Origin of the sequence: Aestuariirhabdus litorea, from assembly GCF_003864255.1 — a bacterium.
In the GTDB taxonomy this organism is placed as follows: Bacteria; Pseudomonadota; Gammaproteobacteria; order Pseudomonadales; family Aestuariirhabdaceae; genus Aestuariirhabdus; species Aestuariirhabdus litorea.
On the sequence record NZ_QWEZ01000001.1, the window covers coordinates 1394883 to 1418403 of the forward strand.

Genomic DNA, 23521 nt, shown 5'->3' on the forward strand with positions numbered 1-23521 from the left:
GGCTCCAAATAACAACAGAAAACCTTGAGGAGATACAGCGTGGAACGTGAATCGATGGAGTTTGACGTCGTCATCGTAGGTGCCGGACCGGCTGGTTTGTCAGCTGCCTGCCGACTTATGCAGCAAGCCCAGGAGGCCGGCAGCGAGCTTAGCGTGTGTGTAGTTGAAAAAGGTTCCGAAGTCGGCGCCCACATCCTTTCAGGGGCTGTTATTGAGACCACCGCGATCGACGAGCTCTTTCCCAACTGGAAAGAGCTGGGAGCACCGCTTAACACACCGGTCACCGATGACCAGATCTTTGTCCTCAAGAGCCAGGAAAAGGCGCAAAAGGTTCCCAACCTCTTCGTGCCAAAGACCATGCACAACCATGGCAACTACATCGTCAGCCTCGGCAACCTGTCCCGCTGGCTGGCTGAGCAGGCAGAATCCCTTGGAGTAGAGGTATTCCCCGGTTTTGCGGCTTCCGAAGTCCTGTTTAACGATGATGGCAGCGTTAAGGGTGTGGCCACAGGCGACATGGGTATTGCCGCTGATGGCAGCCAGAAAGACAGCTACATGCCCGGTATGGAGCTACACGCCAAGTACACTCTCTTCGCCGAGGGGTGTCGGGGACACCTTGGAAAGCAGCTCATTAGCCGCTTCGAGCTCGATAAGGATGCCGGCCCCCAGCATTATGGTATCGGCATCAAGGAGCTTTGGGATATCAACCCCGAGCAGCACAAAGAGGGGCTCGTGATGCATACCGCCGGCTGGCCGCTGAGCGAAAGCGACAGCAAAGGCGGCGGCTTTCTGTACCATGCTGAAAACAACCAGGTGGTACTTGGCCTGATCACTGACCTTTGCTATAGCAATCCACACGTCAGCCCCTTCGACGAAATGCAACGCTTCAAGCAGAACCCTGTCGTCAAACAATATCTGGAAGGAGGCAAGCGCGTTTCTTACGGCGCCCGTGCCATTGCCAAGGGTGGCCCACAGGCCCTGCCCAAGATGAACTTCCCCGGTGGCCTGCTGATCGGTTGCGAAGCAGGCACACTCAACTTCGCCAAAATCAAGGGCACTCATACGGCGATGAAATCCGGAATGGTTGCCGCTGAAGTGGTCTTCAAAGTGATACAAAACGGTAGCCAGGGCGGTGACAACCTGGAAGGGTTCAAAACTGAATTTGAAGCTTGCTGGGCGTATAAAGAGCTTCACCAACAGCGCAACTTCGGCCCAGCCATGCATAAGTTTGGCAACATCATCGGTGGTGCCTTTGCGTTTGTGGATCTCAACATTTTCAACGGCAAGCTGCCATTCACCCTGCAGGACAGCACCCCTGACCACGCTACACTCAAGCCCGCCAGCGAGTGCAAGGTGATTAACTATCCAAAACCCGATGGGGTCATCAGCTTTGACAAGTTGAGCTCGGTTTTCCTCTCCAACACAAACCATGAAGAGGACCAGCCATGCCACCTCAAGCTGGCGGATGACAGTATTCCTCTGGGGGACAACCTTGCAAAGTTTGATGAACCGGCACAGCGCTACTGCCCCGCAGGCGTCTATGAGATTATCGAGGATGAAGCCGGCAAACGCTTCCAGATCAACTCCCAGAACTGCGTTCACTGCAAAACCTGTGACATCAAGGATCCGGCGCAGAACATTACCTGGGTAACCCCGGAAGGAGCCGGCGGCCCTAACTACCCTAACATGTAGGGGGTAGTCGGCGCGGTTATCCATGCATTTAAAGGGGCCTAAGGCCCCTTTTTTATCCTATCCGGGCTCTACGCTTGCCCGCTGCGGCTTTCTTGCGCAAAATGAACCAGAAAAGGGTCAGGAGTTTTTAGATTGGATATTGAAGAGGAGGTCTGCCAGCTGGCGAAGGTGCCGATGTTTTCCAAACTGGAAACATCAAAACTTCGCTTGATCGCCTTTACCAGCGAAGCACTGACCTATCAGGCGGGAGAGACTCTGTTTGAGAAGGACCAGCCCGCCGACAGCGCCTTTGTAATTATGTCCGGTGCCGTTGAAGTCCTTGCCAATGGCGCCGGTACCGAGTTGGTGGTTGCTGTACGTGGGGCCAACTCTCTGATCGGCGAGATGGCCGTCATTACCAAGCAGCCACGCTCTGCTACCATTCGCGCCCGCTCGGAAGTGGAAGTGCTCCGCATCGGCGAGGATATTTTCATCAAACTCCTGACCGAAAACCCGGAAGTATCGCTGGATGTCATGCGCCAACTCAGCCATAAACTGGCGGAGGCACAAACCGCCTATGAAGCGTTGCAGGAGAAGCTGCGCTTAGCCGGCGGATAGAAGATCATGGACAGAACACGATTTCTCCGGCTATGGACAACCCTTTTCGATAACCAGGCTGCATTCGATGCACAAACGGTATGGGTGCATATTGCTACCCATTACGCTGGAGAAGGACGCTTCTACCACAATCAGGACCATATCGGCTTTTGCCTGCAGCAGCTGGATAAGATCTCCAGCAGGCTGGGCTCCCCGGCAGAGGTAGAGATGGCGCTCTGGTTTCATGACGTAATCTACCGTATCAACAGCGACAGTAACGAGGCCGACAGCGCCAATTTTTTCTGCCAACTGGTAGGCACCTCTTCCGACTGCCTGCAGAGACGGGATCGCATTGCCGAGCTGATCATGGACACGACTCACCAGAACCCGCCCGCCAGCCAGGACGGTTGCTATTTAGCGGACATTGACCTTTCCTCGCTGGGAAGGCCCTGGGAAGCGTTTCTTCAAGACAGCCGCAATGTGCGTAGGGAAAGCCCACACCTCAGTGACGAAGACTACAACGCGGCGCAGCGTAAATTCTTTCAGATGCTGCTCAGCAGGCCCCACCTGTTTCACACTCAACACTTTCGCGACCACCTGGAGCAGCAGGCACGCTACAACCTGACCCGGGTTCTCTCCGCGAGCTAAGGCTCCATCTCGCCAGCAAGGGTATAGAGCTTCGTCAAACCTCGGCGGCCACGCACCATCACCTCGGCAACCTCAACAAAGTCGAACACCCCCTCCGCCTGGCGACGGGTTGCTTCGGACAGCAAGATGCAGGTTCCATACTCCTTATTGAGTTGCTCCAGTCGCGCGGCCAGATTAACCGTGTCACCGTGGACGGTGTAACTCAAGCGTTCGGGTGTTCCCACCAGCCCCCCCACTACACTGCCGGTGTTGATCCCGATCCGGGTGACCAGTGCAGCGTCTTCGGTGCGCAATCGTGCTTGAATCTCCAGCGCCGCACGGATCGCATTAACCGCATGATTCCTATCCTCTATAGGCATATTAAACGATGCCAGTACCGCATCCCCCTGGAACTGGTTAATCGCCCCGCCCCTGCTCTCAATCGGACCCGAAAGAACGCTGAAATAGCGATTCAGGCGTCTAATCAGGTCCACGGGGGGGGTCTGCTCACTGAGCGAGGTAAACCCCTCGATATCGCTAAAGAGTATGGTCGCCTCCCCCACTTTGCCACCACCGAACTCCAGGTCGGGGTCGTCCCTGGATACCTGACGCGCCACCTCAGCCGGAACAAAGCGGGCTAAATCGGTGGCAATCTTGGTCTCCACAACGGCCTCAAACAGTAGCGCGCGCGCCCGCGTAATCGCCAGTGCCAGAATCGAGGTCACAATCACCATAGAGATCATCTTGTCGAACTCAGCCCCCAGAAGCACCGAGTTCGAGGTCAGGTAATGGACATAATCCCGGGTCAGGGGCATCTCTCCGCCACTGGCATAGAGAACGTAGTAAACAAGCAGCATCCAACCAACGACCGCACAGCCCCCTGCAAAGAGTACGTAACGGGCCTCGAAGCGGAGCGCCCTGATAGCAATAAATATGAAAACATAGAGCAGTGTAGGTGCTTTCAGGTAAAACGCCGGGGGTTGCTGGTACTGCACATGGAAGCTCCAGATCAAACCATAGAGCAACGCAAAATTAAGTACGATGGCACTGTAGGAGCGCCAGCTCAGCAGACGCTCAGAGTAGGCCTGCAGCAAACCACCAAGCGTCACCACCAGATAGAGCCCAAGGGCCCAGGGCACGGGTTCCCTGCTAATCGCCTCCAGCAGTTGCGGCCACAGGCTCGCGTCGAATGAAACGTTCAGCTCCGGTGCCACAAAGGTCTTGGGGGTCAACAGGTAAAGCAATAGAAAGGTCAAAACAACCGCCAACTCTACCCAGGCAATCAGGCGCTCACTGCCCTGCTGCTGCCGATAGATAGCGGCACTCACCCGGGAGCTCTTGAGAATCGGGCCAGCCTCATGGTTCAAATCACCATGAGCCCGATCTGAGATTAGCCCATATCCCCACTGCAGTAGTTTGTTCACACGGATAGCTATCCTGGCGCCGTTGCCTGTTTAGAGATAAGAACCGACCCTCTGCTTATTTCTTTCCTCAGGGAAGGTACAAATTGACTTGTCAGTCACTTATAGTATGACTCCAGCAACGGATGCCTGCCGCTTGCCCATGACGTTGAAGGAACCATGAAGCAGTCTATTAAGCCCGACGCGCGAGTGCTCATCTACAGCCATGACAGCTATGGGCTGGGTCACCTGAGGCGCTGTCATACCATTGCCCACGCCCTGGTCAGGCATTACAAATCGATCTCCGTACTGATCCTTACCGGCTCCCCCATCATTGGGCGATTTGATTTTCGCGCACGGGTAGACTTCGTACGCATTCCTGGCGTTATCAAGCTCTACGATGGCGACTACACCAGCCTGGGCTTGCACATTGACCTTGCACAGACCCTGGCGATTCGCGAATCGATCATTTACAGCACTGCGCTCAGCTTCTCGCCGGACATATTTCTCGTTGATAAGGAGCCCCTTGGTCTCAAGGGCGAAGTAAAACATACCCTGAAGATGCTAAAGGCTCTGGGAACCACCAACGTGCTGGGGCTAAGGGATGTCATGGACGAGGCCGAAGCCCTGGATCGGGAGTGGCAGTCCAAGGGCATCCCTGAGCACCTTGACGCCCTGTTTGACCAGGTTTGGGTATACGGCCCCAAGTCAATGGGCAACCCGTTACAAGGGGTCAGCCTCCCACGCCCGATCGATGACAAGATGCGCTATACCGGCTACCTCAACCGGAGGCTGCCCAAGGCCGCTTTAAACCAGCCATTACCCCTCGAACAACCCTACCTGCTGGTGACCACAGGAGGGGGAGGTGACGGGATCGAGCTGGTTGACTGGGTGTTACGCGCTTATGAACAGGCCGAAACAGAGCTTCCACTGCCGGCCCTGATTGTCCTCGGTCCCTTTATGCCCAGCGAGGAACGAGAGCGGTTTGCCGCCCGTGCGGCCTGCCTGCAACGGGTCAAGGTGATTACCTTTAACAATCACCTTGAAGGGCTGATCGCCAAGGCGGAAGCCGTTGTATCCATGGGGGGCTACAACACCTTCTGCGAAATTCTCTCCTTCAGCAAGCGGGCCATTATAGTGCCCCGTAAAACGCCCCGCCTCGAGCAGTACATCCGTGCGAGTAAGGCCGCGGAATGCGGATTAGTGCAGATGGTGGACCCCGACGATCTCGACAATACCGACACCATGATCAGTGCCCTCAAAGCCCTGAGCACGACCCCGCCACCTACACGGGAGATGTGCAAAGGGATGCTCAACGGTATTGATAACGTCGTCTCGACGGTTTATCGGATCATGTGTGAGCGAGGCCATAACCTGCAACCCAATCAGCCTGAAGAATGAGTCCCTCCGCCCCTCGAATACTTTTTTATGTGCAACACCTGCTTGGTATAGGGCATCTCAAGCGGGCCGCGCTGATTGCTGAGGCATTAACGCAGGCAGGTATGGAGGTCCACCTTGTCCAAGGTGGCTTGCCGTCCCCGGTCCGGTTCAATGTCAAAGCCTGTTACCAGCTGCCACCGGTCACCTGCTGCAATGCCGACTTTTCCAACCTGGTTGACCCTCAGGGCGTTCCCATTGACGCCTCCTATCGTCAACAGCGTGCCGAGCAGCTTTTGCAGATCACCGCTGCCATCCAGCCCGACCTGCTGCTCATCGAGCTGTTCCCCTTTGGCCGGCGCCAATTTCGCTTTGAGCTGCTTCCGCTACTGGAGCAGGCCCGGTCGCAAGGCATACCCACTGCCTGCTCGCTGAGGGATATTCTGGTTCAAAAGAGCACTCCCCACCCGAAGCGTGAAGAGGAGACCGTGGCTTATGTGGAGCAGTATTTCAACCGGGTGCTGGTACATAGCGACCCCTCCCTGGTTACCCTTGAACAAAGCTGCCCCTTTACCCACCGCATCAGGCATAAGCTCAGCTATACAGGGTACGTTGCGGATAGCGGCTCTTCCCCATCGACTCCCCGGCCCCGCGAGGGGGTCGTGGTGTCCGCGGGTGGCGGTGCCGTGGGTTATCCCCTACTGGAGGCGATCGTCCAGTGCAAAGGAGAGACCTCGCTGGCCAACCAGCCCTGGACGCTGATTACCGGCCCAGGGCTCGATGATGTACGGTTTTCCCGCCTGCAGCAAGTGGCCCTGAAGGCCGGCATCGTGGTTGAGCGCTTCCGCGATGACTTTGTCTCGCTGTTAGCCAAAAGCTCCCTCTCTATCTCCCAGGCGGGTTACAACACCACCATGGAGGTGTTGGCTACCGCAACCCCGGCCCTGGTGATTCCCTACGGGGAGGGTGGCGAAACCGAACAGCGCCAACGGAGTGAAATTTTGCAACGTAAAGGGTTGATTCAATGGTTGCCTGCCGACTCGCTTAGACCCGAAATTCTCGCTCCGGCTATCGACCGGGCCGCTCAACAGTCACCCCCGCCCTTGAGCATTGATTTGAGCGGTGCCCATACGACCGCGCGGCTGCTGCAGGATATGCTTCAGGAGGTCGGACCATGAGCAGGGCTACCCCCTGGGAGGAGCTGGCGGCCGAGCTTGAGCTCTGGGTCGCGGCGGACAAGCCCCTTAGCCTATGGTGGCGGGACGATGACGCCACCGGCGACTCAGCCCCCCTCAGGCAGCTGCTGGCGTTTGCCGACCGCCACCGTATTCCACTGGCAGCGGCCGTCATTCCCGCGCAGCTTAGCCCCTCACTGGCGCTGCGACTACGACAGCACCCGTCAGTCAGCTGCCTGCTGCATGGCTACGACCACATCAGCTATGCCCCCCCGCAAGAGCGCAAACAGGAGTTGGGCGCGCATCGTCCCCCGGCCCTGGTGTTAAGCCGACTGCAGCAGGGTGACCTGCGCTTGCGTCAGGAGCTGGGTGATCAATACCAGTCGATCCTGGTACCCCCCTGGAACCGTATCAGCCCGGAGCTCATCGCCGGGCTAGGGGAGATTGGCCTTAAAGGCCTTTCGACCCTGGGACCCCGACCAGCCAACCCACCGCTGCCCATCAACAATGTCCACGTTGACCTTATCGACTGGAAGCTGCGGCGCTTTGCCGGTATCAAGCGGGTCATAAGCCAATTGCTCCAGCACCTTCGCCAACGGCGCCTGGGTGAAGTGGATAGCCTCGAAGCCAGCGGCATCATGAGCCACCACCTGGTGCATGACACTGAGTGCTGGGAGTTTATGGAGCAGCTGCTGGAGCAGTTAAGCGCCTGCCCCCAGGTCCGCTGGCCAAAGATTGCCCACCTATTCGAAAGGTCTCCCTAGTCACCTTCCAGGGGCAGGTTACACTGCACAAAACAAAGCCCCTGCTCCGCTGACCATGAGAACTCCAGCAACCGTCCCCAATCCGGCTTCACCGGGCAGCGCTCCACCATATCCCAGCGGCACGCCTCAGCAAGGGCCGCCCGGATAACCCCCTTGTGGGTCACCACCCCAATGTCCGTTTTTGGCTGCAGGGTAGCCAGCCAGCTCAGTAGCCGGTCGATTACCTGTTGAGGGCACTCCCCTCCCTCAGGGGTCATAAAGCGGCCTCGAGCCTCTTCACGGGCCATCTGCTGCGGGGCGGCCCGACGCAGTCCCTCAATGGTTTTCCCCTCCCAGCTTCCCCACGCCATCTCGATCAGTGCAGGCTCCGGAGTGGCCACAAGGCCGATCGCCTGGGCGGTTTGCCGGGTTCGGGTAAGGGGGCTGCAATACCAGGCGAGATCCCGGTAGCGGGAGGCCAGCCTGAGCTGAGACAGCTCCTGCCGGGTGTCAGGCAGAAGCGGTATATCGGTGTGCCCTTGTACCCTTTTTTCCAGGTTCCAGGCGGTTGTTCCATGGCGCAGCATAAAAAGGCTAATCATAGTGCGCCCCTATTATTTCCTGTAGGGTGGCGACCGCCTTTTCCAGGCTACAGTGACGCCGCATCAACTCTGGGCACTTGTCAGCAGCCCGCGGGATCAGAAGCGGATCGCTCAACAGCCGCCTCAGTTCATGCTCAAAACGCTCACAACTGTTATCGGTGGTCATGATCAGCGCTCCCCCCGTTCCTGCCAGGGGAAACAGGGTGGGGCTGTAGCCGGATAGAACCGGCACCCCTGCGTTCATCGCTTCCAGCATTGCCATACCAATCGCCTCATTAACCGCCGGCCAGACAAAGAGATCGCAGCACCCAACCCATTGCGCCATCGTTTCCACAGGCTGCTCACCCACGAACACTACCCTCTCGCGCACAGGGCTGAACAGCGCCTCAACCGCAGCCCTCTCGCGACCATCCCCGATGACCAACAAGCGCCACGGGTAATCACTGACGCCCTGGAGGCTGGTCGCCAGCCGCTGATAGCTGCTGAGCTTATCACCCGGCCGCATCATTGCGCAGGTGACCAGCCAGGTATCGTGCGGATCAAGCCCAAGGGCGGCGGCCAGCGCGTTACGGTTGGGTTTTGGTAAAGGGTCAGGGGCGAGAAAAGGCAACATGGAATGGATGCGCTCGGCAGGTAGATAGTCGCGCAGGGCCACCTCATCCCTGGGGTTAAGCGCCAGCACCGCCGCCGCCTGTCGAAGGGCAACCATCGACTGCTCCCAGCCTTGATGCCAGGGGCCTCCCCGTTGCTTGTTGGCGATCGAGGCCTCGGCCACCACGTAAGGGATGCCCATCACCCGGGAGACCTCGGGTCCTATCCAATCGGGAGCCTTGTGGTAAAGGTGGTAGGTAAACCAGCAGCGGGGTCTCTCTTTCTCCGGTAATGTCTGGTATCGGGTGATCAGTCGCCGGCACTCCGCTTCGGCACTCGCACGAATCTGCTGCTGGCTTAGGGGGTCCCCTTTCCCCTCCCAGCTTCTCAGGGTACTGGCAATCTCAACCCGATAGTCCGCCTGTTGCAGGGCCTCAAAAAACAACCGTGCGATGCGCTGATCCCCCGAGGGTATCGGATGATTCAGCGGCTTCATCGGCGCATAAAAAGCGATGGTTCGGCTCACCCCTGCGCCTCGAACTGGCTATAGATGCGGTCAATTCCCTCTGCCAGGGAGAAGTGTTCACGCACCCGCTGGTAGCCCGCTTGCGCCAACCGTTGCCGAAGCGCAGGATCGCTGATCAGAAGCACCAAAGCGTCTCGCAAGGCCCGCTCATTCTCCGGCGGCACCAGAAGCCCGCTCTCGCCATCGATGATCAGCTCAGGGATTCCCGATATATCCGTTGACAGGCAGGCAACCCCCTGACTTTGTGCCTCCATCAATACGTTCGGCAGCCCGTCCCGGTCACCATCAGCATTCACCCTTGACGCCAATACAAAGATATCGGCCTGCTGGTAAGCCTGCAAAACCTGTTGCTGCGAACAAGCGCCCTGCCAGGCGATACGTTCTTCAATACCCAGGTCGGCCGCCTGGCTCTTGAGCGCGGCTAACCCCTCCCCACCTCCAATGTGGGTAAAGCGCCAGTTAAGCTCTGCAGGCAGCAGCGCCAGCGCATTGAGCAAAAAATCATAGCCTTTTTTGGGCACCGCACGCCCAACCGAGAGTATCTCTACCGGAGCCTGGTGGTTCACGGCCAGCTCAAGCTGAGGGATAGTTGTCGCCAGCTGGCCACTCGCAGGTTCGGGAAAGCGGTCGAAGTCGAGACCGTGGTAGCTCAGGAAAACAGTGTCCGGTCGATCGCTGAGCCCTTTGAGGTAATCGGTGTTGGCCTGGGTGCAGGTGGTCAACCAGCTCAGGCTGGCCAGTTTTTCCTTGAGCTCCCAGCGCGGGCTGGTCCAGATATCCTTGGCATGGGCGGAGGCGCACCATTCAAGCCCGGTCAGCTCGCTGGTATAACGGGTGACGGAAGCGGGGGTATGGATGAAATGGGCATAGAGGACCTCGGTATCGGGCGGCAGCTCGCGAGCAAGCACCAATGCCTGGCCAAAGCGGCGTACACGGTTGGCGCTCGGATCCCGCAGCAGGTCGTTCCACCAGGTTCCCACCGTGCCCCAAAAACGACGCGTCAGGCAGCCAGACAACAGCGCTCTCGCAACTCGCCAGGGCTCCTGATAGAGGTATTCAGGCAGATAGAGCACCGAAGCCTTTATTTCGTCATGAATGGGGTGTCGCTTTTTGTCCGTTGGGTGGCGCAGGGAAACCAGTGCAATCTCCACCCCCCGCCTTTCCAGCTCACGAATCTCTTGCGCAATAAAGGTTTCCGATAAGCGTGGGTAACCTTTTAATACCAATGCGATTTTTTTCGCCAAGACAGAGTCTCCAACCTTCTTATTGTTTCAGCCTTGTGGCTCGCGCCGATTTTCAACGATAATGCTATCGGGACCTTCCTGCGAGGTTCCCCCTCTCGCTGGAAGTGATTGGAGCAGATGGATAGATCTATCTACAGATACATCATTAAAAACACGCTGAGGGATCAGGTTCTTATCCTTCTGCTCACGCTCGTCGCTTTTCCGCTGGTCTATGCCTCTCTCGATGTCCCGAAGCAGATCATCAACCGGGCATTAGCGGGCACCGACATCCCGGAAACTGTTCTGGGGTATGAGCTGAACCAGATATCCTATCTCTTTTTCCTCTGCTCCCTGTTTCTCCTCCTGGTCATCCTCAACGGAGCGTTGAAGTATGTCCTCAACGTTTACCGGGGAGTAGTAGGCGAGCGGATGTTACGAAATTTGCGCCTGGAGCTCTATAGCCGGATTCTGCGCTTCCCGCTCCCCCACTTCAAACGCATCTCCCAAGGAGAGATCATACCGATAATTACGGCTGAAACAGAGCCCCTTGGCGGCTTTATCGGCGACGCTTTTGCCCTCCCCGCCTTTCAAGGGGGTCTTTTATTGACCTACCTGTTCTTCATATTCAATCAAGACCCCCTGCTGGGGCTGGCGGCCATCTCTCTCTATCCCCTGCAGATGTACGTGATCCCCAAGCTGCAACGCAAGGTCAACGCCCTCTCTAAGCAGCGGGTGCTGGCGGCCAGAAGGCTCGGCGACAAGGTGGGAGACAGTATGGCGGGTATTCAGGATGTGCATACCCTGGGCACTTCTGAGTTTGAACGGGTCAAAATAGCAGCCCGCTTACAGGACATCTTCCTGATCCGCTTTGATATCTACAAGCGCAAGTTTTTTATCAAGTTTTTGAACAATTTTTTATCCAAAGTCACCCCCTTCTTCTTCTATTCGATCGGTGGTTACTACGTCATTCAGGGGGAGTTGACCATTGGCGCACTGGTGGCGGTCCTGGCCGCCTACCAGGATCTGGATGCCCCCTGGAAGGAGCTTCTTAAGTACTACCAGACCAAAGAGGATGTGCGCGTCAAATATGAGCAGATCGTCGAGCAGTTCACACCGGTGCCGATGTTTCCCCCCAGTCGCCTCAACGAGGGCGATACAAGGCTTGAGCTGGTCAACGAGGAGATCCGTTTTGACCGGGTTTTCTTCTCCGACCCGGATGCCAGTGTGAAACTCGACAGCATCACCATGACACTGGCCATGAAGCAGTCGGTTGGATTGATGGGTGACAACGAGAGCGGGGCCTCCGAGCTGGCCCAGCTGATCTGTAAACTTCAAACCCCGGACCGGGGAGCCATACAGATTTTTGGTCACGACCTGAAGCGTATCAACGAGCCCGCCCTGAGCCGGACACTCTGCTTTGTCGGCCCCCGCTCGCACCTTTTCGCAGGCACCATCCGCGAAAACCTCCTCTACGGACTGACTCAGCCCGAGGGCTTCTCCCCAAGCGACCTTACAATCTACGAGCAACCCATCGGGCACGACTGGCTGGACCTTGAACAGACCCCTTACGACTCCCTACAGGCGCTACAGGCGGAGATCTTGTCGCTCTGCACCCTGTTTGAGCTCGATGCCGACCTCTACCGCTTCGGCCTGCAACAGTCGATGGCCAACGCCCCTGACGAGCAGCTGGCCCACAAGCTGGTGACACTGAGGCAAGAGCTGCGTGATCGCTTGTCGGAGGCGGGGATGGATGACCTGATTGAGACCTTCGACAGCGAACGCTATAACACCAATATCAGCGTGGCTGAAAATATCCTTTTTGGCAGCTGCTCGGACCCCTCCCTGAGCGCCGACACCTTGCACCTCGACGGCTCATTACAACGCTCTCTGCTGAATAACCAACTCATGCCGACCGCTCTGAGCATCGGTTACAAGGTTGCCGAAACCATGATCGAACTCTTCGCCGACCTGGAGCCCGGCAACGATATCTACGAACGGTTCAGCTTTATCAGTGCAGAGGACCTTCCTGAATACAAGGAGCTGCTGGCCAAACACCCGATCGAAAAGGTGGAATCACTGCAGGCTGAACAGCGGGAAAAACTGCTTGCCCTCTTTATGAAACTCACCCCGGCCAGGCACCGACTGGGGCTGATCGACGAGTCGATACAGGCGACCCTGGTCAAGGTTCGCCAGGAGTTCGCACAGCTCCAGCAAGGACGCCGTGAGCTTGTCCATTACCGGTTTGATCAGTTCAACGGCCTGCTCAGCATTCAGGAGAACATTCTCTTCGGCAAGCTGGTGTACGGCAAAGCCAATGCGCAACAGAAGGTTGCTGACGTCATCGACCAGCTGATCGACGAGCATCACCTGAGGGCGGATATCCAGCATTACGGCCTGGAGTATGAGGTCGGGACCGCGGGTTCAAAACTGCAGACCGCCACCCGGCAAAAGCTGGCACTGATCAGGGCCATGATTAAGCAGCCCCGCGTTATGGTCGTTGACCAGGCGACCAGTGCCCTTGACGAGCAGTCCGAACAGCGGCTGATCGAACGTTTGCTGACGTCGGGCCGCTGTGCGTTTGTCTGGGTCGTCAACCGACAACACCTGATGCCCCTGTTTGAGCACCGGGTCGAGCTCGCTGGAGGGCGCATCATCGACTCCACCCCCTCTAACTGAGCGACCCCCTCAGTGCTTATAGGGGTCCGCCGCATCCCTTAGGCCATCCCCCAGGAAGTTAAACGCGAGAATAACGCAAATGACCGGCACCACCGGCAGCATCAGCCAGGGGTAAATGGCCACCACATTAACATTCTGGGCTTCCGCCAGCAGTACTCCCCAGCTGGTGATCGGGGGGCGCAAACCCAGCCCCAGAAAGCTGAGTGCAGTCTCACCGAGGATCATGGCTGGTATCGACAGGGTCGCTGAGGCGATCAGGTGGCTGAAAAACCCGGGAAGCAGGTGTTTGCGAATGATACGTGGGGGGGAGGCGCCCATCAGGGCCGCCGCACTGGCATAATCCTCCTCGCGTAGCGCCAGCAGCTTGGAACGGACGGCTCGCGCCAACCCGGTCCAGTCCATCAGTGCCAGAATCAGGGTGATGCCGAAAAACACCCATAGTGGACTCCAGGTGACCGGAATAATCGCCGACAGCGCCATCCACAACGGCAGTTCAGGGAAGGAGCGAATCACCTCGATCACCCGCTGCACCAGATTATCCACCCAGCCGCCGTAATAGCCGGCGAGGCTGCCAATAACTACCCCCATGATCATGCTCAGGCAGATACCCACCAGCCCGATGGTAATGGAGATGCGAGTACCGTAGATGATTCTCGACAGCATATCCCGCCCCAACCGGTCGGTGCCCAGCAAGAACAGCGTTCCGCCCTCCTCAACACAGAGCAGATGCAGGTCGGAGTTCAGGACACCCCAAAAACGGTACTCCTCGCCGGGACAAAAAAACCCTATGCGGTAGATTTTACTCCTGTCCTCTGAGTAGACCCGTAGCAGGCGATCCATATCCAGGGTTTGCTGCCAGCCGTATACGAAGGGTCCCACCCACTCCCCCTCATGAAACAGGTGCACCGGTTGCGGTGGTGAGTAGATGGAGTCGACATGGCGACTGTGTAGCGTATAGGGCGCAAGGAACTCGCAGATCAGTATGGAGAAATAGAGCAGGAGAATGAACAGCCCGCTGTACAGGGCCAGCTTGTGCTGTTTGAATTTCCACCACATCAGCTGCCACTGGGACGCCAGGAAAAAAGCCTGCTGCGCGGCCTGGGCCTTTTCCGTGGACATCGGGTCAAACTCGTCCTTGCAAACAAAGTGAGGATTAGCCGGTTGTTTCATCGGCGAGCCCCTCCCTCAAGACGAATGCGAGGGTCGAGCACCGCCAGCAGCAGATCCGAGATCAGCACCCCAATCACCGTTAACGTAGCCAGGAACATCAGGAAAGAGCCCGCCAGGTACATATCCTGGCTCTGAAGCGCACCCAGTAACATAGGACCTGTAGTGGGGAGCGAGAGGACCAGCGCAACGATTTCAGCCCCCGAGATAATACTGGGCAGCATATTGCCAATATCCGCGACAAAAAAATTGAGCGATACCCTGAACGGGTACTTCAGCAGCAGGCGGGTTTCGGGCAACCCTTTCGCCCTGCCGGTCACGACATAGGGTTTATGGAGCTCGTCAAGCAGGTTCGCCCTGAGGCGCCTGATCATACCCGCTGTGCCTGAGGTGCCGATGACGATTACAGGGATCCACAGGTGTTCAAGAATGGAGCTTACCTTCGCCCAACTCCAGGGCTGGTTGATGTACTGCTCATCCATCAAGCCTCCGATGGAGGTGCCGAAATAGACGTTGGCAAAATAGAGCATCACCAGCGCCAACAGGAAGTTGGGGGTCGCCAGGCCGATAAAGCCAAGCAGGGTCAGTCCATAGTCCCCCCAGCTGTACTGGTGCGTGGCAGAGTAAAGACCGATAGGGAACGCAATCAGCCAGGTAAAAATAATGGTAAGCATAGACACCAGGATGGTGAGATACATCCTGTCTCCAACCACCTCCGACACCGGTAGGTCATACTCAAAGGAGTAGCCGAAATCGCCCTGTACGAAGCCTGTCACCCACGACAGGTACTGCTCCATAAAACTCTTGTCGAGACCGTATTCAGCACGCAGGTAGGCGACTTTTTCCATATCCACACTTTCACCCTGTGCCTGCAGTTCAGCAATATAGCTTTCCAGGTAGTCACCGGGCGGAAGCTGAATGATGACAAACACAACCAGGCTGATCAGCAGCAGGGTTGGAACCATCAGCAATACCCGTTTAAGGATATAAGTGCCCATCTATCGAGCCCCCTCTGCATCCCTGAGCCAAAAGGTGTCGGGATTGTAGATACCGAAGTAGGATCCCGGCTCCCAGCTATACCACCCCTGTACCGGAACATTCCTAAGCCGGTTGCTGACCACAATCGGCTGCATGATCCCCGTCACCGTTCCAATACTGAATACCTGGTTGGAATAGATCCTTAACATCTCCTGCCAGATATCCCAACGCTGCTGACGGTTACGGGAGCTCTCCCAGGTCTCGACCAGTGTTCGTAAACGCTTGGCAGGGAGTAGGTCCGGGGGATCGCCTTTACCGGTTTCGTAGTAGTTCCCCCACATCGGCCATTGCAACTGCTGCTGTGAGTAGGGGGCAAGCTCCCATGGACTCATGTCGCTGGTCGCCAAGGCGTTATCAAGCCCCTTCCACACTGACATGATTGCTTCACCGGAGAACACCCGGTTACGAAATACCTCTCGTTGGGAGGGCCTTATGTGAAGCTTGATGCCAACCTCCATCCAGTGATCGTGCACCAGTTGAAGCACATCGGTCTCTTCGGTTTCCTCACCCGCTGTGTGGACCACCACCTCCATCGGGCGTCCATCGGGTAGCAGGCGGATTCCCCTGGCATCCCGCTCAAGCAGCCCCAACTCATCCAGCAGGTCGTTCGCTTGCCGGGGGTCGTACTGGTTCCAGGCTTTCATAAAGTCCTCCTGGAACAGAGTGCTCTCCGGCAGCAATGTATTCCCCCCCTCCTCCGCCAGGCCGTAATAAACCACCTGGTTGATCTCATGCCGGTTAATGGCCAGCGACAGAGCGCGACGGAAGCGGACATCCCGATTCAGTGTTCTCCACTGATCATCCTTGGCATTGAGGTTGGGGTAAATAGCAAATTGAGATCCCCGAGCGGCTTTCCAAAAGCGCACCTGATACCCCCCGGACTGCTCACCCTGTTTAAGAAAGGTATAGTTATCCAGGCGAATATAGCGGCCCTGTAGATCACTTTCTCCAGCGCGTGCCTTGGCCGCGATCAGGCTGCTGCCCACAATATTGATAACCACCTCGTCAATGTAGGGTAGCTGGGTGCCGCGGGCATCCACGCGGTGAAAGAAGGGGTTACGCAGAAACACAAAGCGGTCGGCTGGAGCAGGCGTTGAGTTGTACCAGGGTTGCAGGGTGGGCAACTCCGGGTTATCCATCTGGTAAAGATGTGCACGGGACTTAAGCAGCGCAACCCAGTTGCGCTTGGAGGCCTTCTCTTGCCGGTCCTGCAATCGCTCCGGCTCCGCGTAGCGCGCATGAAACTGCCTCATGTAGTGGGCAGGCAGGTAAAGGTCCAAAGCCCTGGGACCTGCCAACTGCGGTAAAAAGTTGGGGTTAGGCGAGCTCCAGCTATAACGCAGGGTCAGCTCATCGATCACCTCTAACACAGGGGGCTCACCGTCGACCATCATCGATTGGGGCGGCCCAAAGGGGGACAGCTCCTCATTGAGGGCAACATCCTCCCAGTAGAAACGAAAGTCCTCACTCGTGAAAGGAACCCCGTCTGACCAGCGATGCCCGGGACGAAGATGGAAGGTAAAAATCCGGTCATCCTCGTTTTCATAGGCCAGCAAGATATCGGGTATTAACTCAAAGTTTCGGTCGTAACCCACCAGGCGCGCGTAACCATAGACATTCATCATCCTGATGTCCTTGGACTTCGCCATCAGCATATGGATGGAACCGCCGCTTTTGCCGAGGGTTTGAGGCGGTAATAACTCCATAACCCGGGGACTGTCGGGAGGCTGGGGCTGTATCGCCTTTAGCGGAGCGCTCAACAGACCCAGGAGCGAGTAGAGAAGTAGTCCTGTTAACGCCCACCTAGCTTTCATCGGTATGCATCCTTACCCAGTGATTGGGCTCCAGCTCCACCAGGTGGCTGCTGATGTGCGGCGATAGCGTAAAAGGCGCTGGCCAGAATTCCGGTTGCGCCAACCCGGCCTCCTGCAGTTCAAAATCAAGCAGCTGATTCATATCCGGAGCCGGAACCGCATCAATCAAGGCCTGGGTATAGGGGTGAAGCGGCCGCGCAAACAGCTCTCCAGATGGGGCGATCTCTACGATTTGACCATGGCACATCACCACCACCCGCTCTGCAATGTAATCAACAACGGCGAGGTTATGGCTGATAAATAGATAGGTGAGCCCCAGTTCTGCTTGCAGGTCCTTCAGGAGGTTGAGTATTTGCGCCTGGACCGACACATCCAAAGCTGAAACCGGCTCATCCAGAATCAGCAGATCCGGGGACAGGGCCAGGGCTCGAGCAATACTGATGCGCTGGCGCTGGCCGCCAGAAAAGCTGTGGGGATAACGATTGAGAAGCTCGGGCCTGAGTCCCACCAGCTCCATTAAATCCTGCGCGCGCCTTTGACGGAAAGCCTTATCACCCACCTGGTGAATAACCAGGGGCTCGGTAATAATATCATTCACCGTCATCCGCGGGCTTAACGCACTATAGGGGTCCTGGAACACCAGCTGCATTCTGGGACGAAACTGTTCAAGCGCCCTCCCCTCCAGCTCCAGCAGCGACCGCCTGATTCCCCTGTCGTTGTAAAAGATCGATCCTGAGCTCGGCTCAAGGCCGCGCATCAACATTTTCGAGAGCGTGGTTTTTCCGCAGCCGCTTTCACCCACCAGACCAAGGGACTCGCCAACGGCAATATCCAGGCTGAAATCCCGTACCGCATGGATCACCTCCTCATCGCCGACTCCAAACCAGCCACTGGAACGCTGAAGGTACTGCTTGGAAAGGTTCTGAATACTCAGGTGAGGTGCCTGCTGCCGTTCGGATTCAGCCCAGGGAGTGTATAGCTCCTGAATATGAGCGAGCCCAGTCTCGCAGGAGCGTATCGGGCTGAGCCGCTCCTCAGGCCCCAGATTGAAACGGGGTACCGCCCGGAACAGCGACTGCAGGTAGCTATGCTGCGGATTACCAAAAATCGTCTCTACCGGCCCCTTTTCAACCACCCGCCCGTGGTACATAACAACCACCTCATCGGCCATGTTGGCGACGACCCCAAGGTCATGGGTGATTAACAAGACCGCCATATTGAGCTCTGCCTGCAACCGGCGAATCAGTTTGAGAATCTGCTTCTGGACCGTCACATCAAGGGCGGTGGTGGGCTCATCGGCGATCAGTAAAACAGGGTGACAAATAAGCGCCATCGCTATCATCGCTCGCTGCCGCAGGCCACCGGAGAGCTCGAAAGGGTAAAGGTTCATCGCCTGCTGCGGGTTACGAAAGCCCACCAGAGCCAGCATCTCCTGCGTTAACTCGAGGCCTTCGGCGCGTTTCATTTTACGGTGCAGAAACAGGGCTTCGCTGATCTGGTTACCGATGGTGTGCATGGCCGACATCGAAACCATCGGCTCCTGGAAAATGATCGATATTTGCCCTCCCCGAATCTGGCGAATTTCCGGCCCTCTCGGATCAATGGCTGCAATGTCCACGCAACTACCCGCCTGCGCTGGATCCCTGAAGAGAATACTGCCTGATCGAATACGTGCGTTGCCTGGCAATATCCCCAATATGGATTGAGAGCAAACGGACTTACCGGACCCTGACTCACCGACCAGGGCCAGCGTCTTTCCCTCGCGAACGTTGAAAGAGACCCGGTCGAGGGCTCGAATGCTTCCACCCGGCATCTCGAAATCGACCACCAGATCCCGGATTTCGAGCATTTCAGGCTGATCAGGGTTAGACGAGATTGATAGCAAGTCGCATCCTTAACGTGAGGTATGAGGCGGTTAGGAGTCTGCAAGCTCTCCAAGGGAATGGTATTCGCCCTCGCTGAGAACTCCCAAGTGGGGCCGACCGTCAATTGTGCGCTCAACCCCGTGGTGTTCTACTAGATGGTAGAACAGATTCCTGTGGATGCGCGCCTTCAACGCTCCCCGAACTCGAATGGAGGGAGGTATTTCGCTACGGCCGATACCCTCAACCTCAAGGGGATGAGACCGATCCAGCGGAATCCGGTCCCCCAGGTTGGTGATAAACAGAAGACGCTCCGGAGCCACGGGGTCCGAGCCGACATCGACGACGACAAAGGGAAGATCATCGACCTGAATCGACAGCTTCTCGACAGGGGTAACCAGAAAGTAATCCTCCCCATCCCTGCGCAGGATGGTCGAAAACAGGCGTACCATTCCTGCTCGCTCAATGGGGGTACTCTGGTAAAACCAGTCACCATTCCGATCAATACGCATCTGGCTATCGCCTTCCACCTCAGGGTGCCAACTATCGACAGGTGGCACTCCCTGCTTGGGAAGTACATCCGCAAGGGCTCGGGCAAGCGTACCCGGTGTTGAAGCCATTATTCGACCCTAGCCTCCTGCTCAGTGGTTGCCGTACAGCTGTTTGGCATATTGTTGAATGGCAGGGGCAAGGAGGTCGGCCGGATCACTGTTAATAAAGGTGAGCCAGCCACTTCGCCCCTCAATATAGGCATTTTCCATCAGCTGTCCGGTGCCGACAGTGTAAAGCGCGAGGGAAATTTTGATCTTGTCCCGCCCTACCTTGGATAGTTCCTGGGATTCCTGCCACTGGGCCCAGTCGCCGATGGCATCGTCATAAACCAGTAGCTGGGGTACCAAAAGGTAATCAGCCCGCTCTTGACGGGCCCGTGTCAGCGCCCGATTGAAGCTGGTCGCCTGTTGCGCCTGATGCATGTGGGGAAAGTAGCTACGAAGGTTGGCCACTACAGTAGCGTACAGGCGGCGGTTGTACTGCTCAGCCTCGGGGTTAAGGCTCTTGATCCCGATGACCGATATGGCCGGATCTTTGGGCAATCCCCAGTTGCCGGTGCGGTAGAGATCAAAGGAATCCAGCAGGCGAGCATCACGCGCATAACGCTCGGTTTCCGAGTAGATATCGGAAGGCATACAGCCCGTCAACAGCAAAAGCATGGCGGCCAGGCCGGCTAATCTTACAACTCCCTTCATAACTCCCCCTATAACCCCCGCTGCCATTCCTGTCTCAGCCCCGCCTGGGCGGGGTTTGCCATCGCCTGGCGAACCTCTTGCAGGAGGCGCTGCTTATCACGACCGAGGCGGCCCTTCAGTACCAAGTAGTTGGAAGCATGATCACTCCTGAACACCGTATTCTGAAGCTCAAGCTGACCAATCAACAGCTCCATTTCCTCAAAAAGTTCTCCCTGCTGCAAGGGAATATAGTCAGGAAACCCCTTTCTGAATCGGGTTTCTCCAAGCGGAAAACTGACCACCAGAGTAGAGAGGTATTCCGGCTGCGTGGCGTTGGCAAGCAGCGCAGACTGGATGGCATGCTGCCGGCTCAGTTGTGAGCCACCCAGGCCATTGAGGATCATTACCGAACGTTTGATACCCGCTTCTCCGGCGAGCAGGAGTGCGTCGCGTGTACTGCCATGAGTCTCCCCTTTATTGACGCGCTCCAGCACCTCGTCATCCCCCGACTCGGCCCCCACATAGAGCAGGCTTAGCCCCATCGAGCGCAGCAACTCCAGCTCCTGCAGGCTTTTTCCCTTGAGGTTTCGGGGCAGGCAGTAGGCCGAGACTCGCTCAACACCCGGAAGATGACGCTGAATCATCTCAAGGATCGACACCAGACGCCTGACCGAAAGTGCCATCGCGTCACCATCCGCCAGGAAAACACGTCGTATTCTGCCTGCATAGGCTGCGGCGGCCTGCAGGTCCTGCTCAACCTCAGCGTCTGGGCGCACCCCAAACTTCTTCTGCGGCGCTGTGTACATCTCGCAAAAGGTGCAACGATTCCAGGAGCAGCCGTTGGTCACCTGAAGGATCAGGGATGAGGCCTCGCTGGGAGGACGGTAGAGGGGCTCAATATAGGAAAAGGGTTGCCGGCTCATGGGTAGTCACCTGAGGAAACAAACTCCGACTCCCCTTTTCCCGTTAACGGGCGACTACGGCCCCGGTTACCCATACGCACACCAATGTCCATCATATAACGGAAAAAGCCCTCCTTGTCCTTGATCACCTCTCGCCAAAAGGGCGAGTGATACATGGCAACCCCTCCTGATATCAGCGCCCAGGCCGCACAATAGTGATAATACTCCGGTACATCCTCAAGGCTACCATCAGCGATGCGCGCCCTGATAAGATCGGCCAGGCGATCAAAGTTTGAAGCCCTGATTTGATGAAGCTGGTCCAGCATACCGGGAAGTGGATTCCTTTGTGCCAATTTTTCCTCAAGGCGCTCAAACAGATAGTATTTTTCCGGGTCTTTCAGGCGATACTCAAAATAGCTGCGCGCCAACGAATCCTTATCCCGTGTCACCTCTTGCGATTGAAAAAGGTCGGCCAGCTCACGCTCATAGTCGATCATCATCCTGAGATAAATTTCTGCTTTGGAGCGAAAGTGTTTGTAGATTGTACCTTTGCCGATACCCACTTCTTCAGCAATCAGCTCGACGGTGACATTTTCCTCCCCTTTGCGAAGGAAAAGGTCCAGGGCAACATCCAGAATCTCCTGCTCCCGGCGAACAAACTCTCTCTCTTTGCGTGATTTTTTCATCGGACGAGTGTGGCCTTCCATCAGTATCAACCCCATTGCAGCAAATTAACCCGGGTTGTAAGGGCTTAGCGTGAGGCCGGTCGAGGCCAGGCCATCTATCTTAACATCACCCCGCCGCAGAGGGAGAAAATGGCACCATCGTATAATGATCCGCCCGATCCCTGCGAGATAGAGGGCTCGGCTATCAACGCGGAGACTGTCCGCTTTAAATTACTATAATAAAAGTGCGCACCCTAAAATAAGCATATGCAAAAAAAGTGTAAAAACAGCCCCTCTGCCATTGGACGTTTTCTAATCAAAGAACAATACTTGGTTAACCGAGGCGGCTCCTATCCCCCATTTCGCCGTCTTCGGGCCTGGTCAGCAATGACCGAGTAACGTAGGAATGTGTACCTTTGTTTCACTCCTAATGGTCTTGCCCCGGTATCCACCCCCCAGGATTACCGGGGTTTTTTTTGCCCTACGACCTCAGCCAGCGAGAGACGAGCTACCGGCAACCGGGCCCCCCCATAAAGTTAGATATCCTCAGGTTTAACCCACACTTCACGCGCGGGCTTTTAGCAGGTCATCTCAAAGTGGTGTTTGAGGCTTTTCATTATTTCGCGATATCTCTCGCACGCCTCACGAGAGGGCTTGCGAGACCCCTCGCCGGCCAACTCTTCATCACGCTCCACCTTAAGGCAGTCCATTCTCACCGCTTCCAGAAAGGGGTCATAGTGGATCGGCAGGGAGAGAAAGGAGACCCAGCGAATCTCTTCATCGGTACCATCAATTCTCGACTGAATCAGCGCCAGTATGGTTTCTCGGTTTAAAGGCCTACGGGGTTTCTGGGCAAAATGTATAACGGCGTAAAACACCATCATAAAGAGTGTCACTAAAATGACCGTTGCCACCAGAGTGCTCATCGTGTTTCCTCCAGTAGTCTCTCTTTCGCTTCGTTCAATTGCGCTGCAAGGAAGGCACTTCCCCCTTTATCCGGGTGCAATCGAGAGATAAGTCGCCGGTGTGCTTCCAGGATCTCAGATCGAGTCGCCCCTTCCGTTAAACCCAGAATCCGATAGGCATCACGCCTGCTCAAATCGCCAGAGGGCGGAGGCGACGACTGTGCCTTAAGGTGATCTTCCCACTGGCGAGGGTACATCCTCTCAAGGTAGGCTTTCAGAAGCTGGCGGGTATCCTGTTGGTGCTCAGGACAGTAATCAAACAGCTTAACCACCTTCTCAAAGCCCAGCTCACTGAGCTTGCTTCCTTGATAGCGCCCCTGCAGTACCTCACCGTCCATCTCCCCGGTGACTTGATTGAGCGTCATCCTCACACCATCAGAAACCACTTCGGAGACCGAGTCGGCGGGTTTTCCAGCCCGCCTGCGGCGCCATAGCCGGCTAAGCAGTGGAAACCACCTCATCAGTGCGAGCAGGCGCCGGCCAAAGGGAAGCAGCGCGGCAAACAGGGCAAAAAGAACAGCCCCCTTCCCCGTCACCAAGAGATAGACCCCTCCGCAAGCCAGCAGCGCTACCGCTAGCAGCAGTGCAATTCGGCGTTTATGTTGAGGGGAACGGGAGCCAACCCAGATCAGGGCCGCTACAACAATGAGCACCAGTAGCAGGTATTGCATCGA

Annotated in this window: 21 protein-coding genes; 7 read left to right on the forward strand and 14 right to left on the reverse strand. The window is 56.6% G+C overall.

Annotated features, from left to right (window positions below; all coding sequences use genetic code 11):
• Window positions 1-39: 39 nt before the first annotated feature.
• From D0544_RS06470 to D0544_RS06480, 3 genes are all read left to right on the forward strand, one after another.
• Window positions 40-1692, forward strand: coding sequence for an electron transfer flavoprotein-ubiquinone oxidoreductase (locus tag D0544_RS06470; protein ID WP_125015170.1), 1653 nt, complete (start codon window positions 40-42; stop codon window positions 1690-1692).
• A gap of 132 nt (window positions 1693-1824) precedes the next feature.
• The gene (locus D0544_RS06475; protein ID WP_125015171.1) at window positions 1825-2289 is read left to right on the forward strand and encodes a cyclic nucleotide-binding domain-containing protein; all 465 of its coding nucleotides are present in this window, start codon (window positions 1825-1827) and stop codon (window positions 2287-2289) included.
• Between the two features lie 6 nt (window positions 2290-2295).
• The gene (locus D0544_RS06480; RefSeq protein WP_125015172.1) at window positions 2296-2916 is read left to right on the forward strand and encodes an HD domain-containing protein; all 621 of its coding nucleotides are present in this window, start codon (window positions 2296-2298) and stop codon (window positions 2914-2916) included.
• Here D0544_RS06480 and D0544_RS06485 read toward each other — a convergent pair.
• On the reverse strand, window positions 2913-4223 hold the full coding sequence (locus D0544_RS06485; RefSeq protein WP_125015173.1) for an adenylate/guanylate cyclase domain-containing protein: 1311 nt from the start codon (window positions 4221-4223) through the stop codon (window positions 2913-2915). The genes D0544_RS06480 and D0544_RS06485 overlap by 4 nt on opposite strands.
• A 252-nt stretch (window positions 4224-4475) precedes the next feature.
• Between D0544_RS06485 and D0544_RS06490 the strand changes: the two genes are divergently transcribed.
• The 3 genes from D0544_RS06490 (at window position 4476) to D0544_RS06500 (ending at window position 7611) form a co-directional block, all read left to right on the forward strand.
• Entirely contained in the window at window positions 4476-5696 is a 1221-nt protein-coding gene (locus D0544_RS06490; RefSeq protein WP_125015174.1) for a glycosyltransferase family protein, read from the forward strand.
• Window positions 5697-5797: 101 nt separating this feature from the next.
• Window positions 5798-6850, forward strand: a complete 1053-nt coding sequence (locus tag D0544_RS06495; protein WP_164880856.1) for a glycosyltransferase family protein — start codon at window positions 5798-5800, stop codon at window positions 6848-6850.
• Entirely contained in the window at window positions 6847-7611 is a 765-nt protein-coding gene (locus D0544_RS06500) for a polysaccharide deacetylase family protein (RefSeq protein ID WP_125015176.1), read from the forward strand. Before D0544_RS06495 ends, D0544_RS06500 begins: the two co-directional genes overlap by 4 nt.
• Here the strand turns inward: D0544_RS06500 and D0544_RS06505 are convergent.
• Genes D0544_RS06505 through D0544_RS06515 form a run of 3 tightly spaced genes read right to left on the reverse strand, consistent with a single transcriptional unit; the run spans window position 7608 to window position 10553 of the window.
• Window positions 7608-8192 carry a histidine phosphatase family protein gene (locus tag D0544_RS06505; protein ID WP_125015177.1) on the reverse strand — a complete coding sequence of 195 codons (585 nt, stop codon included), beginning with the start codon at window positions 8190-8192 and terminating at the stop codon, window positions 7608-7610. The two genes, D0544_RS06500 and D0544_RS06505, sit on opposite strands and share 4 nt — an antisense overlap.
• Window positions 8185-9309: a glycosyltransferase family 4 protein gene (locus tag D0544_RS06510; protein WP_125015178.1), complete on the reverse strand. Its 1125-nt coding sequence runs from the start codon at window positions 9307-9309 to the stop codon at window positions 8185-8187. The genes D0544_RS06505 and D0544_RS06510 overlap by 8 nt, the downstream gene beginning before the upstream one ends.
• Window positions 9306-10553 carry a glycosyltransferase gene (locus D0544_RS06515; RefSeq protein ID WP_125015179.1) on the reverse strand — a complete coding sequence of 416 codons (1248 nt, stop codon included), beginning with the start codon at window positions 10551-10553 and terminating at the stop codon, window positions 9306-9308. Before D0544_RS06515 ends, D0544_RS06510 begins: the two co-directional genes overlap by 4 nt.
• A gap of 117 nt (window positions 10554-10670) precedes the next feature.
• Between D0544_RS06515 and D0544_RS06520 the strand changes: the two genes are divergently transcribed.
• The gene (locus D0544_RS06520) at window positions 10671-13208 is read left to right on the forward strand and encodes an ABC transporter ATP-binding protein/permease (protein ID WP_125015180.1); all 2538 of its coding nucleotides are present in this window, start codon (window positions 10671-10673) and stop codon (window positions 13206-13208) included.
• A gap of 9 nt (window positions 13209-13217) precedes the next feature.
• Here D0544_RS06520 and D0544_RS06525 read toward each other — a convergent pair whose 3' ends face one another.
• From D0544_RS06525 to D0544_RS06570, 10 genes are all read right to left on the reverse strand, one after another.
• Window positions 13218-14378 (reverse strand): ABC transporter permease, encoded by a 1161-nt coding sequence (locus D0544_RS06525; RefSeq protein ID WP_125015181.1) that lies wholly within the window; start codon window positions 14376-14378, stop codon window positions 13218-13220.
• Window positions 14375-15373 (reverse strand): ABC transporter permease, encoded by a 999-nt coding sequence (locus tag D0544_RS06530; protein WP_125015182.1) that lies wholly within the window; start codon window positions 15371-15373, stop codon window positions 14375-14377. Before D0544_RS06530 ends, D0544_RS06525 begins: the two co-directional genes overlap by 4 nt.
• Window positions 15374-17227, reverse strand: coding sequence for an ABC transporter substrate-binding protein (locus D0544_RS06535; RefSeq protein ID WP_125015183.1), 1854 nt, complete (start codon window positions 17225-17227; stop codon window positions 15374-15376).
• Window positions 17217-19076, reverse strand: a complete 1860-nt coding sequence (locus tag D0544_RS06540; RefSeq protein WP_243647255.1) for an ABC transporter ATP-binding protein — start codon at window positions 19074-19076, stop codon at window positions 17217-17219. The genes D0544_RS06535 and D0544_RS06540 overlap by 11 nt, the downstream gene beginning before the upstream one ends.
• A gap of 66 nt (window positions 19077-19142) precedes the next feature.
• Window positions 19143-19709 carry a DUF1285 domain-containing protein gene (locus D0544_RS06545; protein ID WP_125015184.1) on the reverse strand — a complete coding sequence of 189 codons (567 nt, stop codon included), beginning with the start codon at window positions 19707-19709 and terminating at the stop codon, window positions 19143-19145.
• Between the two features lie 21 nt (window positions 19710-19730).
• The gene (locus tag D0544_RS06550; protein ID WP_164880857.1) at window positions 19731-20336 is read right to left on the reverse strand and encodes a DUF4823 domain-containing protein; all 606 of its coding nucleotides are present in this window, start codon (window positions 20334-20336) and stop codon (window positions 19731-19733) included.
• A gap of 8 nt (window positions 20337-20344) precedes the next feature.
• Window positions 20345-21238 carry a radical SAM protein gene (locus D0544_RS06555; RefSeq protein ID WP_125015186.1) on the reverse strand — a complete coding sequence of 298 codons (894 nt, stop codon included), beginning with the start codon at window positions 21236-21238 and terminating at the stop codon, window positions 20345-20347.
• On the reverse strand, window positions 21235-21924 hold the full coding sequence (locus D0544_RS06560; protein WP_243647256.1) for a TetR/AcrR family transcriptional regulator: 690 nt from the start codon (window positions 21922-21924) through the stop codon (window positions 21235-21237). The genes D0544_RS06555 and D0544_RS06560 overlap by 4 nt, the downstream gene beginning before the upstream one ends.
• Before the next feature lie 536 nt (window positions 21925-22460).
• On the reverse strand, window positions 22461-22808 hold the full coding sequence (locus D0544_RS06565) for a hypothetical protein (protein WP_125015187.1): 348 nt from the start codon (window positions 22806-22808) through the stop codon (window positions 22461-22463).
• Window positions 22805-23518, reverse strand: coding sequence for a DnaJ domain-containing protein (locus D0544_RS06570; RefSeq protein WP_125015188.1), 714 nt, complete (start codon window positions 23516-23518; stop codon window positions 22805-22807). The genes D0544_RS06565 and D0544_RS06570 overlap by 4 nt, the downstream gene beginning before the upstream one ends.
• Window positions 23519-23521 lie beyond the last annotated feature (3 nt).